General features: G+C 70.3%; 11 protein-coding genes. 7 read left to right on the top strand and 4 right to left on the bottom strand.

The features are described 5' to 3' along the window. Nucleotides 1-348 precede the first annotated feature (348 nt). The 4 genes from lpdA (at nucleotide 349) to aceE (ending at nucleotide 7,429) form a co-directional block, all read left to right on the top strand. Entirely contained in the window at nucleotides 349-1,737 is a 1,389-nt protein-coding gene (gene lpdA, locus ACFRU2_RS14350; RefSeq protein WP_382971808.1) for a dihydrolipoyl dehydrogenase, read from the top strand. 54 nt (nucleotides 1,738-1,791) lie between these two features. Beyond that, entirely contained in the window at nucleotides 1,792-3,552 is a 1,761-nt protein-coding gene (gene sucB / locus ACFRU2_RS14345) for a 2-oxoglutarate dehydrogenase, E2 component, dihydrolipoamide succinyltransferase (protein WP_382971806.1), read from the top strand. Nucleotides 3,553-3,783: 231 nt separating this feature from the next. Further along, nucleotides 3,784-4,407, top strand: a complete 624-nt coding sequence (locus ACFRU2_RS14340; protein ID WP_382971918.1) for a GntR family transcriptional regulator — start codon at nucleotides 3,784-3,786, stop codon at nucleotides 4,405-4,407. 337 nt (nucleotides 4,408-4,744) lie between these two features. Next, nucleotides 4,745-7,429, top strand: a complete 2,685-nt coding sequence (aceE, locus tag ACFRU2_RS14335) for a pyruvate dehydrogenase (acetyl-transferring), homodimeric type (RefSeq protein ID WP_382971804.1) — start codon at nucleotides 4,745-4,747, stop codon at nucleotides 7,427-7,429. A 55-nt stretch (nucleotides 7,430-7,484) separates the two neighbouring features. On the opposite strand, the gene ACFRU2_RS14330 is transcribed toward aceE, so the two are convergent. Further along, a complete protein-coding gene (locus tag ACFRU2_RS14330; protein ID WP_382971802.1) occupies nucleotides 7,485-8,684 on the bottom strand; it encodes a serine/threonine-protein kinase in 1,200 nt (399 codons plus the stop codon). Between the two features lie 126 nt (nucleotides 8,685-8,810). Between ACFRU2_RS14330 and ACFRU2_RS14325 the strand changes: the two genes are divergently transcribed. Then, nucleotides 8,811-9,329 carry a DUF4240 domain-containing protein gene (locus tag ACFRU2_RS14325; RefSeq protein WP_382971916.1) on the top strand — a complete coding sequence of 173 codons (519 nt, stop codon included), beginning with the start codon at nucleotides 8,811-8,813 and terminating at the stop codon, nucleotides 9,327-9,329. Between the two features lie 16 nt (nucleotides 9,330-9,345). Here the strand turns inward: ACFRU2_RS14325 and ACFRU2_RS14320 are convergent, their stop codons facing one another. Then, the gene (locus tag ACFRU2_RS14320; protein WP_274552259.1) at nucleotides 9,346-10,116 is read right to left on the bottom strand and encodes an SDR family NAD(P)-dependent oxidoreductase; all 771 of its coding nucleotides are present in this window, start codon (nucleotides 10,114-10,116) and stop codon (nucleotides 9,346-9,348) included. Nucleotides 10,117-10,202: 86 nt separating this feature from the next. On the opposite strand from ACFRU2_RS14320, the gene ACFRU2_RS14315 reads away from it, so the two are divergent. Continuing rightward, on the top strand, nucleotides 10,203-10,856 hold the full coding sequence (locus tag ACFRU2_RS14315) for a TetR/AcrR family transcriptional regulator (protein WP_382971800.1): 654 nt from the start codon (nucleotides 10,203-10,205) through the stop codon (nucleotides 10,854-10,856). A gap of 11 nt (nucleotides 10,857-10,867) precedes the next feature. Here the strand turns inward: ACFRU2_RS14315 and ACFRU2_RS14310 are convergent, their stop codons facing one another. Further along, nucleotides 10,868-11,185: a MazG-like family protein gene (locus tag ACFRU2_RS14310; RefSeq protein ID WP_382971798.1), complete on the bottom strand. Its 318-nt coding sequence runs from the start codon at nucleotides 11,183-11,185 to the stop codon at nucleotides 10,868-10,870. Nucleotides 11,186-11,292: 107 nt separating this feature from the next. Next, nucleotides 11,293-12,702, bottom strand: a complete 1,410-nt coding sequence (gene glnA, locus ACFRU2_RS14305) for a type I glutamate--ammonia ligase (protein ID WP_382971796.1) — start codon at nucleotides 12,700-12,702, stop codon at nucleotides 11,293-11,295. Between the two features lie 185 nt (nucleotides 12,703-12,887). On the opposite strand from glnA, the gene ACFRU2_RS14300 reads away from it, so the two are divergent. Continuing rightward, the gene (locus ACFRU2_RS14300) at nucleotides 12,888-13,355 is read left to right on the top strand and encodes an RDD family protein (protein ID WP_382971794.1); all 468 of its coding nucleotides are present in this window, start codon (nucleotides 12,888-12,890) and stop codon (nucleotides 13,353-13,355) included. Nucleotides 13,356-13,493: the final 138 nt, after the last annotated feature.

Below are 13,493 nucleotides of genomic sequence, written 5' to 3'. Positions count from 1 at the left end.
CTAACCCTTGTCCCCCCTCCCCAACCCCCCCCCCCTTTCCCCCCTGTCCCCCCTCCCCCCTCCCCTCCCCCCCCCCCCCCCCTCCCTTCCCCATTTTTTCCCCCCCCTCCCTGGGCCTGTTCGCTGCCAACGAAATCCGTAGGTTTCTACGCTGCGGTAACCCCCGGTTCGGGCAGAACGACCTGCCCCAGGGCAGGCCCGGCGTCCCGCGTTCCGCCGACAAATGCGAAGATGGGTTCTCGGCAGGACAGGGCCCCCACCACAGGGCCGAAGAAAAAGCGGCCGTATACCAGCCGCCGCCCGGTCACAGAGGACCGGTGCTCGGCGCACATGCATGGAGGACGTGACGTGGCGAACGACGCCAGCACCGTTTTCGACCTAGTGATCCTCGGCGGCGGCAGTGGCGGTTACGCCGCGGCACTGCGCGCATCCCAGCTGGGTCTGGACGTTGCCCTGATCGAGAAGAACAAGCTCGGCGGCACCTGCCTGCACAACGGCTGCATCCCCACGAAGGCTCTGCTGCACGCGGGCGAGATCGCGGACCAGGCTCGCGAGGCCGCCCAGTTCGGTGTCAAGGCCACCTTCGAGGGCATCGACATCGCGGGTGTGCACAAGTACAAGGACGACATCATCGCGGGCCTGTACAAGGGTCTGCAGGGTCTGGTCGCCTCCCGCAAGCTGACCTACATCGAGGGTGAGGGCCGCCTCTCCTCGCCGACGTCCGTCGACGTGAACGGCCAGCGCATCCAGGGCCGCCACGTGCTCCTGGCGACCGGCTCCGTGCCGCGCTCGCTGCCGGGCCTGGTCATCGACGGCAACCGCATCATCTCCTCGGACCACGCGCTGGTCCTGGACCGCGTGCCCGAGTCCGCCATCGTCCTGGGCGGCGGCGTCATCGGCGTCGAGTTCGCCTCGGCGTGGAAGTCCTTCGGCACCGACGTCACCATCGTCGAAGGCCTCAAGCACCTCGTGCCGGTCGAGGACGAGAACAGCTCCAAGCTGCTGGAGCGCGCGTTCCGCAAGCGGGGCATCAAGTTCAACCTCGGCACCTTCTTCGACAAGGCCGAGTACACCGAGAACGGTGTGCGGGTCACCCTGGCCGACGGCAAGACCTTCGAGGCGGAGGTGCTGCTGGTCGCGATCGGCCGCGGCCCCGTCTCCCAGGGCCTGGGCTACGAGGAGCAGGGCGTCGCGATGGACCGCGGCTACGTCGTGGTCGACGAGTACATGCAGACCAACGTGCCGACCATCTCGGCCGTCGGTGACCTCGCCCCGACCCTGCAGCTCGCGCACGTCGGCTTCGCCGAGGGCATCCTGGTCGCGGAGCGTCTGGCCGGCCTCAAGGCCGTCCCGATCGACTACGACGGCGTCCCGCGCGTCACGTACTGCCACCCCGAGGTCGCCTCCGTCGGCATCACCGAGGCCAAGGCCAAGGAGATCTACGGCGCGGACAAGGTCGTGGCCCTCAAGTACAACCTGGCGGGCAACGGCAAGAGCAAGATCCTGAAGACCGCGGGCGAGATCAAGCTCGTCCAGGTCAAGGACGGTGCCGTGGTCGGCGTCCACATGGTCGGTGACCGGATGGGCGAGCAGGTCGGCGAGGCCCAGCTGATCTACAACTGGGAAGCCCTGCCGGCCGAGGTCGCGCAGCTCATCCACGCGCACCCGACGCAGAACGAGGCGATGGGCGAGGCTCACCTGGCACTCGCCGGCAAGCCGCTGCACGCACACGACTAATCGTCACTGGGCGCGACGACCACTTCCGCACATTCGTTAGGAGCAACTGAAACCATGTCGGTTTCCGTAACCCTTCCGGCGCTCGGTGAGAGCGTCACTGAGGGCACTGTCACCCGTTGGCTGAAGGCCGAGGGCGAGCGCGTCGAGGCCGACGAGCCGCTGCTCGAGGTCTCGACCGACAAGGTCGACACCGAGATCCCGTCCCCCGTGTCGGGCATCCTGGCCTCCATCAAGGTCGCCGAGGACGAGACCGTCGAGGTCGGCGCCGAGCTGGCCGTCATCGACGACGGTTCGGGCGCGCCGGCCCCGGTCGCCGCTCCGGCCGCCGAGGCCCCGGCCGCTCCGGCTCCGGTCGTGGAGGCCCCCGCGGCCCCCGCCCCGGTCGCCGAGGCCCCGGCCGCTCCGGCCGCTGCCGCTCCGGCCGCTGCCGCTCCGGCCGCCGCCGGTACCGATGTCGTGCTCCCCGCCCTGGGCGAGTCCGTCACCGAGGGCACCGTCACCCGCTGGCTGAAGCAGGTCGGCGAGTCGGTCGAGGCCGACGAGCCGCTGCTCGAGGTCTCGACCGACAAGGTCGACACCGAGATCCCCGCCCCGGTCGCCGGCGTCCTGCTGGAGATCCTGGTCGCCGAGGACGAGAACGCCGAGGTCGGCGCACGTCTGGCCGTCATCGGCGCGGCGGGCGCGGCTCCCGCGGCCGCTCCGGCCGCCGCCGCTCCGGCTCCGGTCGCCGCTCCGGCTCCCGTGGCTGCCCCGGCTCCGGTCGCGGCCGCCCCGGCGCCCGTCGCCGCCCCGGTTGCCGCTCCGGCTCCCGTGGCCGCTCCGGCTCCGGTCGCCGCTCCGGCTCCGGTCGCTCCGGTCGCCCCCGCCGCCCCGGTTTCCGCCGGTGACGAGGGTGCCTACGTGACCCCGCTGGTGCGCAAGCTCGCCACGGAGTCCGGCGTCGACCTGTCCGCGGTCTCGGGCACCGGTGTCGGTGGCCGCATCCGCAAGCAGGACGTCCTGGCCGCCGCCGAGGCCGCCAAGGCCGCCGCTGCCGCCCCGGCCCCGGCTGCTGCCGCTCCCGCCGCCAAGGCCGCGGTCGCTGCCGTCTCGGAGCTCCGCGGTCAGACCGTCAAGATGACCCGCATGCGCAAGGTCATCGGCGACAACATGATGAAGGCCCTGCACTCGCAGGCGCAGCTCAGCTCCGTGGTCGAGGTGGACATCACCAAGATCATGAAGCTGCGCGAGAAGGCCAAGGCCGGCTTCCTCGCCCGCGAGGGCGTCAAGCTGTCCCCGATGCCGTTCTTCGTCAAGGCCGCGGCCCAGGCGCTGAAGGCCCACGCGGTCGTCAACGCCCGGATCAACGAGGACGAGGGCACCATCACCTACTTCGACTCGGAGAACATCGGCATCGCCGTGGACTCCGAGAAGGGCCTGATGACCCCGGTCATCAAGGGTGCGGGCGACCTCAACCTGGCCGGCATCTCCAAGGCCACCGCCGACCTGGCCTCCAAGGTCCGCGGCAACAAGATCACGCCGGACGAGCTGTCGGGCGCGACCTTCACCATCAGCAACACCGGCTCGCGCGGTGCGCTGTTCGACACGGTCATCGTGCCCCCGAACCAGGTCGCCATCCTGGGCATCGGCGCGACGGTCAAGCGCCCGGTGGTCATCGAGACCGCCGAGGGCACGAACATCGGCATCCGCGACATGACGTACCTGACCCTGTCCTACGACCACCGCCTGGTGGACGGCGCGGACGCGGCCCGGTACCTCTCGGCCGTCAAGGCGATCCTCGAGGCCGGCGAGTTCGAGGTCGAGCTCGGCCTGTAAGGCTCTCTGCGGCAGCGGTTCACGACTGTCGCGCACGGCGCCCCCGCCCGGGATTCACCTCCCGGGCGGGGGCGCCGTCGTCGTACCCTGAGCCCCTCCGGCCGGCCGCTGTAACCAGCCTCACGCTGCGCCCCTGACCAGGAACGCATCGCGACGAGCGGCTCCGCCGTATTGTCTACGCATCAAGGCCCCGCATGCCCCTGCACACCCTCAGGAGATGAAGCCCCGATGATCACCCCACCCGTCGTGCACTCGCTGCGCGAGCAGATCCGCGAGCACATCGTGGAGGGGATCGTCAGCGGGCGCTGGAAGCCCGGTGAGCGGATCGTGGAGCGCCGGATCGCCGTGGAGCTGGAGGTCAGCCAGACGCCCGTGCGCGAGGCCCTGCGCGAGCTGGAGACGCTGCGGCTGATCGAGTCGGCGCCGAACAAGGGCGTGCGCGTACGGAACCTGTCGGCGGCGGACCTGGAGGAGATCTATCCGGTCCGGGCGGGCCTGGAGCAGATCGCGGCCGAGCTGGCCGCGCCCCGGCTGGCGGCCGACTGCTCGGCCCTGGAACCGCACGTGGCGGCCCTGTGGGAGGCCGACCGCAGCGCGGACGGCACGGCCCAGGTGCGGCACACCGTGGGCTTCCACCGGGAGATGGTGCGGGCCGCCGGGAACAGCGTGCTGCTGCACACCTGGGAGTCCCTGGGCATCGAGGTCTTCACGGCCCTGTCCATCCGGTGGCTGGGAACCGTCCAGAAGTCCTACGCGGAGGAGCACGAAGCCCTCGTCGCGGCCTTCCGTGCCCAGGATCCGGACATCGGGCTGCTCGTGAAGCGGCACGTCCTGGGCTGCGCCCCGCGCGCCTGATTTTCCCTTGATCCATCCTGTCGCGCCCTCCTGGCGGGCCGCTCACGTTACCCGGTGAAACACTGCCTGACCTGCGGTTTTGAGCGGCCCTCCAGGGGGCCGCTACCGCTACGGCCTGTACTGATCACACCGGCGGATCCACCGGCACCGCGTGCCTGACTTCATGGCACCGGGTGCCGACTTTCGTCGTAGTGACATTTATTCGTCACTTTTATTTGATCGATCATCGATCAGCGCTTTACAGTCAACGCGGACCCCACCCGGGTCCAACGACCCTGTCCTGCCCGTCAGGGATTTCTTCACCACCTCTCCTTTGTCCGGAAGGCGGCGCACACCGATGTCCGACCCCGTAGGAAAGCTTCCGAGCGAGCTCGACCAGCTCCCGGACCGCGACACCGAGGAGACCGCCGAATGGGCGGCCTCCCTCGACGCAGTCGCCAAGGCCGCCGGTACGCGCCGCGCCGAATACCTGCTCCGTCGTACCCTTCAGCACGCCGAGGCCGCCGGTCTCGCGCTGCCGAAGCTCCTTGAGACGGACTACGTCAACACCATCCCCACCGCCGCGGAGCCGGAGTTCCCCGGTGACGAGGCGATGGAAGCCAAGATCACCGCCTGGAACCGCTGGAACGCGGCCGCCATGGTGACCCGCGGCTCCAAGTACGGCGTCGGCGGCCACATCGCCACCTTCGCCTCCGCCGCGTGGCTGTACGAGACCGGCTTCCAGCACTTCTTCCGCGGGAAGGAGGCCGACGGATCGGGCGACCAGCTCTACATCCAGGGCCACGCCTCCCCCGGCATCTACGCCCGCGCCTTCCTCGACGGCCGGGTCTCCGAGCAGCAGCTCGACAACTTCCGCCAGGAGGCCGGCGGCAACGGCCTCCCGTCCTACCCCCACCCGCGGCGCCTGCCGTGGCTGTGGGAGTTCCCGACGGTCTCCATGGGCCTCGGCCCGCTCTCCGCGATCTACCAGGCGCGCTTCAACCGCTACCTGCAGAACCGGAGCATCAAGGACACCGCCAACTCGCACGTCTGGGCCTTCCTGGGCGACGGCGAGATGGACGAGCCCGAGTCGACCGCCGCCCTGGCCCTGGCCTCCCGCGAGCAGCTCGACAACCTGACCTTCGTCATCAACTGCAACCTGCAGCGCCTCGACGGTCCGGTCCGCGCCAACTTCCGCGTGGTGCAGGAGCTGGAAGCCCAGTTCCGCGGCGCCGGCTGGAACGTCATCAAGTCGCTGTGGGGCTCCGCCTGGGACGAGCTGTTCCAGCTCGACACCACGGGCGCCCTGGTACGCCGCCTGCGCGAGGTACCCGACGCGCAGTTCCAGACGTACGCGACCCGCGACGTGGCCTACATCCGCCAGCACTTCTTCGGCGCCAACGCCGAGCTCGTGCAGCTGGCCGGTGTGCTCTCCGACGCGAAGATCGCCGAGTGCTTCCACACCTCCCGCGGCGGCCACGAGCCCCGCAAGGTCTACGCCGCGTACAAGGCCGCACTGGAGCACAAGGGTGCTCCGACGGTCATCCTCGCGCAGACCGTCAAGGGCTACACGCTGGGCGCCGGGTTCGAGTCGAAGAACGCGAACCACCAGATGAAGAAGCTGACGATCGACGAGTTCAAGGACATGCGTGACCTCCTTGGCCTCCCGATCCCGGACAGCGCCTTCGCCGACGGCCAGGTCCCGTACGGCCACCCGGGCGCGAACAGCCCCGAGGTCCAGTACCTGAACGAGCGCCGCGCGGCGCTCGGCGGCCCGGCCCCGGCCCGCAAGGTCAAGCACGTGGCCCTGCCGGCTCCGGCGGACCGTTCCTTCGCCCCGCTGCTCAAGGGCTCCGGCAAGCAGGAGATGGCCACCACCATGGCCTTCGTCCGGCTCGTCAAGGACCTGATGCGGGACAAGGAGACCGGCAAGCGCTGGGTTCCGATCGTCCCGGACGAGGCCCGTACCTTCGGTATGGAGTCCCTCTTCCCGTCGGCCGGCATCTACTCGCCGCTGGGCCAGACGTACGAGCCGGTCGACCGCGACCAGCTGATGTACTACAAGGAAGCCAAGGACGGCCAGATCCTCAACGAGGGGATCACCGAGGCCGGCGCCATGGCCGACTTCATCGCCGCCTGCACGTCGTACGCGACGCACGGCGAGCCGATGATCCCGTTCTACATCTTCTACTCGATGTTCGGCTGGCAGCGCACCGCCGACCAGATGTGGCAGCTCGCCGACCAGCTCGGCAAGGGCTTCATCGTCGGCGCCACCGCCGGCCGCACCACCCTGACGGGTGAGGGCCTGCAGCACGCGGACGGCCACTCGCACCTGATCGCGTCCACGAACCCGGCGTCGCTCAACTACGACCCGGCCTTCGCGTACGAGATCGCGGTGATCGTCAAGGACGGTCTGCGCCGGATGTACGGCGAGAAGCCGGAAGACGTCTTCTACTACCTGACGGTCTACAACGAGCCGAAGCCGCAGCCGGCCATGCCCGAGGGCGTGGAAGAGGGCATCCTCAAGGGTCTCTACCGCTTCAACACGGCGGCGGACCTGGCGGAGGCGGCCCCGGCCGCCGACGCCCCGGCGATCCAGCTGATGGCCTCCGGTACGGCCATCCACTGGGCCCTCGACGCGCAGAAGCTGCTCGCCGCCGACTGGAACGTGGCCGCCGACGTCTGGTCCGCCACCTCCTGGGGCGAGCTGCGCCGCGACGCGCTGGAGTGCGACGAGGCCCTCCTGCGAGGAGAGCTGCGCACCCCGTTCGTCACCCGTGCCCTGGAGGGCGTCACCAGCCCGGTGCTCGCCGTCTCCGACTGGATGCGTCAGGTCCCGGACCAGATCAGCCAGTGGGTCGAGCAGGACTACACCTCGCTGGGCACGGACGGCTTCGGCCTCTCCGACACCCGCGAGGGCGCCCGCCGCCACTTCGGTGTCGACGCCCAGTCGATCGTGGTGGCCGCGCTGGCCCAGCTCGCCCGCCGCGGCGAGGTCCCGGCGTCCTCCATCAAGGAGGCCCGGGAGCGCTACGGCCTGTAAGGCGTCACGAGCGATCCGACCGTGAGGCGGTCCGCCCCTGTGGGGGTGGGCCGCCTCACGGCGTTGCGGGCCGCGTCCCGGAGCCGTGCTCCCGGAAGGAGACCGCCCGGTCGTCGGCGAGCAGCTCCCCGAGGCGCGCGAGGTGGTCCGCCGCCCTGCGGCGGCGGTCCTCGACCGCGGCGAGCCCCGCGCGGATCTCGCCCGCCTCGGCCCGGGCCTCGTCGAGCAGTGCCGCCGCCCGGCGTCGCAGTTCGGCGGCCCTGGCCTCCGCCTCCTTGAGCAGCCCCTCCGCCTTTCCGACCGCCTCCCGGCGCACCGCGGCGGCCACGACGCGGGCCTCGTCCATCAGCGCCACGGCCTGCCGGCCCTCCTCGGACCAGCTGAAGTGCTGCTTGCCCGCGATGCCCGGGATGAGCCGGAGTTCGCGGAGCACCTTGGCGGCGTTCTCGGGCCGGTCCGCGGGGGACTTGCTCAGGAGCCCGGCGATCAGGACGTCCAGCTCCTCGGGCAGACCGCGCACCCGCGGGGCGAGCGCGGCGGGGGTGTCGGAGATCTGCCGGTGCAGGACGGCCAGCTGGCTGTCGGCCCGGAACGGGGGCTCCCCCGCCAAGCCGTGGTACATGAGGCAGCCCAGGGAGTAGAGGTCGCTGCGCTGGTCGATGTCGGGCTCGCCTCGGGCCTGCTCGGGGGACATGTACTCGGGGGTGCCCAGGGTGGCACCGGTGACCGTGCGTCCCGCGCGGTAGAGGGTCTCGCCCAGGAACTTGGCGATGCCGAAGTCGAGGACCTTGATGACCCCGTCGGCGGTGAGGATCACGTTGGACGGTTTGATGTCCCGGTGGATCACGCCCCGCTCGTGTGCGGCGGCCAGTGCGGCGGCCACCTGCCCGGCCCAGTCGACGAGCACGTACCAGGGGACGCGGCCCGATTCCCGGAAGGCCTCGTGGAGGGTGCGGCCGTCCAGGCGTTCCATGACCATGTAGAGGATGCGGCGACCGCCGATCTCGGCCTCCCCGCAGTCGTGGACGGTCACGGTGTGCCGGTGGGGGAGGTTGCCGGCCGAGCGGACCTCGGCGAGGAAGCGGCTCTCGATCTCCTCGGCGTCCATGCCGGACAGCATCGGGGTGGCGGAGACCAGTTTGGCGGCGACCCAGCGCCGCATCCGCTCGTCCCAGGCGCTCCACACCTCGCCCATGCCCCCGCCGCCGAGGCGGTCCTCGAGCCGGTACCGGCCTTCCAGTACTTCCCCCCGCATCCGGTCCTCCCCGACTCGAAGCCCGCGGTCCGGATCCGAGTATGGGGCCGGTCGGGGGGCCACGACCGGCCTTTGGCCGTATGCGCGGTGGCGGCGAGGGGGTGGACCCGTGATGCTTGAGCGGTGATGGACGAGACGGAGTTCTGGGAGATGGTCGACCGTACCCGCGAGGCCGCCGAGGGCGACCCCGAGGAACACGCCGAGCTGCTCGTGGAGCGGCTGGCGCAGCTCGACCCGGACTCCGTCCTGGACTTCGCCCGGCACTTCGAGTCGCGGTACAACCGGGCGTACACGTGGGACCTGTGGGGCGCGGCGTGGGTGCTGCTCGACGGGGCGAGCGACGACGCGTTCGACTACTTCCGGTGCTGGCTGATCGGCCAGGGCCGGGAGGTCTTCGAGGGCGGGGTGCACGATCCCGACCAGCTGGCGGAGCTCCTCGACGAGTTCGACGAGGACATCGACGGGGACGGCGAGGAGCTGGGGTACGCGGCGGACGAGGCGTACGAGCAGCTGACCGGGGCGGTCGCGCCGGATCTGGGGATCCCGCTGCAGGCGGCAGAGCCGGAGGGCGCCGCGCTGGACTTCGAGAACGAAGCCGTGCTCGCGGAGCGCTTCCCCCGGCTGTGGGACCGCTTCAGGGGCTGACGCCCCTTCGTCTCGGTCAGTAGTGCGTGCCGCCGTCGATGCGGATCTCCGTACCGGTGATGAAGGCGCCGTCCTCGGAGCCCAGCATGGCGACGACGCCGGCGACCGTCTGCGGGCCGGCGAAGCCCTGGCCGAGGGCCGGGGCGAGCTTGGCGAACAGGCTCCAGTCGGTGTCCTCGGGCAGGCCGGGGCCGGTGCCGGTGGTCATGCCGCTCTCGATGGAGCCGGGCGCGACGGCGACGAAGCGCAGGCCCTGCTTGCTGTACTCGGCGGCGAGGGCGTGGGTCATGGACTGGATGCCGCCCTTGCTGGCCGCGTAGGCGGACATGTAGGGGTGGGCGAAGGACGCCGAGGTGGAGCTGAAGTTGACGACGACCGGCTGGTCGCCCGCCAGCAGCGCCGGGAGCGACTCCCGGATGACCAGGAACGTACCGGTCAGGTTCACCGAGATGATCTTGTTCCAGAACTCGAGCGTGGTCGCATGGGTGTGCGAGGAACGCAGGATGCCCGCGGCGTTGACCAGTACGTCGATCCCGGTGAGGGCGTCGACGGCGGCGGCGATGCCCGCCTTGACCGCGGCCTCGTCGGATATGTCGAGGACCGCGGTGGTGAGGCGGTCCGCGTGCCCGTCGGCGGCCGCCTGGTCGGCGGTGGCCTTGAGGCCGGCCTCGTTGACGTCCACGGTGTGGACGCGGCCACCCTCGGACAGGATGCGGTGGACGGTGGCCTGGCCGATGCCGGAGCCGCCGCCGGTGATGAGGACGCGACGTCCTTCGTAACGGTTCATGGAGAGGAGCGTACTCCCGCGATGACACGTTTTGCCACCCTGTCAAAACATGCATTTAGCCCACGGGCCCGAGGTATCCTTCCCCGGTGAGATCCCCTCGTCCGTACTCTCCCCAGGCCGGCCCCGGAGCCCAGTCGCTGAACGAGCGCCGCAAGGCGGCCACCCAGCTCGACATCGCCCGCGCCGCCTGCGAACTCTTCGCCGAGCACGGCCCCGACGGCACCACCGCCGAGGACATCGCCCACCGGGCGGGCGTCGCGCTGCGCACGTTCTACCGCTACTTCCGCAACAAGCAGGAGGCCGTCGCCCCCCTGCTCGCGGGCGGCGGCGACGCCTGGCGCGCGCTGCTCGCCGAGGAGGACCCCGGCACCCCGCTCACGGAGGCCCTGGAGCGCGCCGTCACCCGGTCCCTCACGGGCCCGCAGGCCCTCGAAGAGGGCCTGGAGGTCACCCGCGGCCTGCTGCGCGCCGCCGCGAGCGACGAGGCGCTGCGGGCCGTCTGGTACCGGGTCAACCAGGACTCCGAGGAGCGCCTGGTCCCGGTCGTGGCCCGGCTCGCCGGCCCGGACGCCGAACCCCTCGCCGTACGCCTCCTCGCCGCGGCGGCCACGGACGCGATCCGCATCGCCCTGGAACTGTGGTCGGCCACGGACGCCCCGCCCTCCGGGCCCGGCTCTCCCGCAGAACTCGCGATCCGCTGCCTGCGCGACCTCACGGGCGCGATGCCGCTGACGCGCTGAGCCGGCTGCGGTCAGAGGAACCGGGCGGACTTCTCCCGCAGGTGCTCCGCGAAGAAGGCGGGGGCATCGGGCCGCATCCGGGCCAGCGCGACCATCGCCGTGACGATGACGTCGGCCACCTCCGCCTCCACGTCGCCCCAGGTGTGCGAGTTGCCCTTCCGCGGATTGGTCCCCTTGGCCCCGATGACGGCCTGCGCGGCCTCCCCGAACTCCTCCCCGATCTTCAGGATCTGCAGCGTCAGGCTCTCCTCACGCCCCACCCCCCGCTCCCTGTCGTACTCGTCGAACCGCGCCCCGAGGGCCCCGATGGTCTTCCAGGATTCGTCCATCCCCCGAAGCTAGTGCCGCGCCGCCGCAACGCAGAAGCCCCGCCCCCCTCTCGGAGAAGGGGGCGGGGCTTCGTTCGATCAGTGCGTCAGCACGACCGCGGCACGGCTTAGAGGTCGAAGTAGAGCTCGAACTCGTGCGGGTGCGGGCGCTGCGCGATCGGGGCGATCTCGTGGGTGCGCTTGTAGTCGATCCAGGTCTCGATCAGGTCGGGGGTGAAGACACCGCCGGCCAGGAGGTACTCGTGGTCCTCCTCGAGGGCCTTGAGGACGTCCTCGAGGCTGGTCGGGACCTGCGGGACGCTCGCGTGCTCGTCCGGGGAGAGCTCGTAGAGGTCCTTGTCGATCGGCTCCATCGGCTCGATCTTGTTCTTCACACCGTCGAGGCCCGCGAGCAGCAGCGCCGCGAAGGCGAGGTACGGGTTCGAGGACGGGTCCGGGGCGCGGAACTCGACGCGCTTGGCCTTCGGGTTCGAGCCGGTGATCGGGATGCGCATCGCGGCGGAGCGGTTGCGCTGCGAGTACACCATGTTGACCGGCGCCTCGAAGCCCGGGACCAGGCGGTGGTACGAGTTCACCGTCGGGTTGGTGAAGGCGAGCAGCGACGGGGCGTGCTTGAGGATGCCGCCGATGTAGTAGCGGGCGGTGTCCGACAGGCCCGCGTAGCCGGCCTCGTCGTAGAACAGCGGGTCGCCGTTCGCCCACAGCGACTGGTGCACGTGCATGCCCGAGCCGTTGTCGCCGAAGATCGGCTTCGGCATGAAGGTCGCGGTCTTGCCGTTCTTCCACGCGACGTTCTTCACGATGTACTTGAAGAGCATCAGGTCGTCGGCCGCGGCGAGCAGCGTGTTGAACTTGTAGTTGATCTCGGCCTGGCCACCGGTGCCGACCTCGTGGTGCTGACGCTCGACCTGGAGGCCCTGGGCGTCCAGCTCGAGGGAGATCTCGGCGCGCAGGTCGGCGAAGTGGTCGACCGGGGCTACGGGGAAGTAACCACCCTTGTAGCGGACCTTGTAACCACGGTTGTTCTCCTCGGAGCCCGTGTTCCAGGCACCGGCCTCGGAGTCGATGTGGTAGAAGCTCTCGTTCGCGGTGGTCGCGAAGCGCACGCTGTCGAACACGTAGAACTCGGCCTCGGGGCCGAAGTACGCGGTGTCGGCGATGCCGGTGGAGGCGAGGTACGCCTCGGCCTTCTTCGCGACGTTGCGCGGGTCGCGGCTGTAGGCCTCGCCCGTGATCGGGTCGTGGATGAAGAAGTTGATGTTGAGCGTCTTGTCCTTGCGGAACGGGTCCAGGCGCGCGGTGGTGATGTCGGCACGCAGCGCCATGTCGGACTCGTGGATCGCCTGGAAGCCGCGGATCGAGGAGCCGTCGAAGGCCAGCTCCTCGTTCGGGTCGAACGCCCGCCCCGGGATGGTGAAGTGCTGCATCACACCAGGCAGGTCGCAGAAGCGGACGTCAACGAACTTGACGTCGTTCTCCTGGATGTACTGCGTCACTTCGTCGGCGTTCTTGAACATCCAACTCCTCCTACTCCCGGCCCCGGGGCAGGGGCGGGTTTTATAGCTAGTGGTGCGTCAGTGCGGTGCCGCACGCTGACCCGACCATAAGCAGACGGGGTTTCTCAAGCATGACCCATTTGTTTCGCACAAGTTAACCAGGGTCCCGCCGGAACGGCGTCGAGCGGCACAGGTACCGTGTTGGCGTGGACAAGAGGCAAGCAATCGGATCCTGGCTCTCCGGCCCCCGCGAGGCCGCCGAGGGGATGGGTGCCGACTTCGGGTACCCCGGCAAGCAGCTCGGCCTGCCGCAGCAGGGGCCCGGATCGGTGGCCCGTTTCGGCCGCCGGCTCGGCGCCGTGGCCATCGACTGGCTGGCCTGCCAGCTCATCGCGTACAGCCTGATCACGGGCCGTGACTGGAACGGCTCGGGGAACTGGACCCTGGCGGTCTTCGTCACCCTGGTGGTCCTGACGGTCGGCACCGTGGGCTTTACCCCCGGGAAGCGGATTCTGGGCCTCCGGGTCATCTCACAGGATGGCGGGCCGCTCGGATTCGGCCGGGTGGTGCTCCGCACCGCACTGCTCGCCCTGCTGATCCCGGCCCTCGTCTGGGACCGCGACGGCCGCGGACTGCACGACCGCTTCAGCCGCGCCGTGCAGGTCAGGATCTGAGACGCGGGAACGGCAGCCGAACGAACGAAAAGAGAAGGGGGGCCCCGGGGGCCCGACCCGGGCGCCCCTCCCTCTCTTTTCCCCAAAACGAAACCCCCCCCCCCCCCCCCCCCCATCCCCTCCCCCCCCCCCTGCCTC

Origin of the sequence: Streptomyces sp. NPDC056883, assembly GCF_042788835.1 — a bacterium.
In the GTDB taxonomy this organism is placed as follows: Bacteria; Actinomycetota; Actinomycetes; order Streptomycetales; family Streptomycetaceae; genus Streptomyces; species Streptomyces stoeckheimensis.
Note: the sequence above shows the minus strand (reverse complement) of the source record. Positions and strands in the feature narration are given on the sequence as shown.

What these genes read in the sequence shown, in the direction of transcription:
- ACFRU2_RS14325 (WP_382971916.1), top strand. Translation starts at nt 8,811, where the DNA reads ATGGACGAGACGGAGTTCTGGGAGATGGTCGACCGTACCCGCGAGGCC.
- ACFRU2_RS14330 (WP_382971802.1), bottom strand. Translation starts at nt 8,684, where the DNA reads ATGCGGGGGGAAGTACTGGAAGGCCGGTACCGGCTCGAGGACCGCCTC.
- aceE (WP_382971804.1), top strand. Translation starts at nt 4,745, where the DNA reads ATGTCCGACCCCGTAGGAAAGCTTCCGAGCGAGCTCGACCAGCTCCCG.
- sucB (WP_382971806.1), top strand. Translation starts at nt 1,792, where the DNA reads ATGTCGGTTTCCGTAACCCTTCCGGCGCTCGGTGAGAGCGTCACTGAG.
- ACFRU2_RS14310 (WP_382971798.1), bottom strand. Translation starts at nt 11,185, where the DNA reads ATGGACGAATCCTGGAAGACCATCGGGGCCCTCGGGGCGCGGTTCGAC.
- ACFRU2_RS14320 (WP_274552259.1), bottom strand. Translation starts at nt 10,116, where the DNA reads ATGAACCGTTACGAAGGACGTCGCGTCCTCATCACCGGCGGCGGCTCC.
- glnA (WP_382971796.1), bottom strand. Translation starts at nt 12,702, where the DNA reads ATGTTCAAGAACGCCGACGAAGTGACGCAGTACATCCAGGAGAACGAC.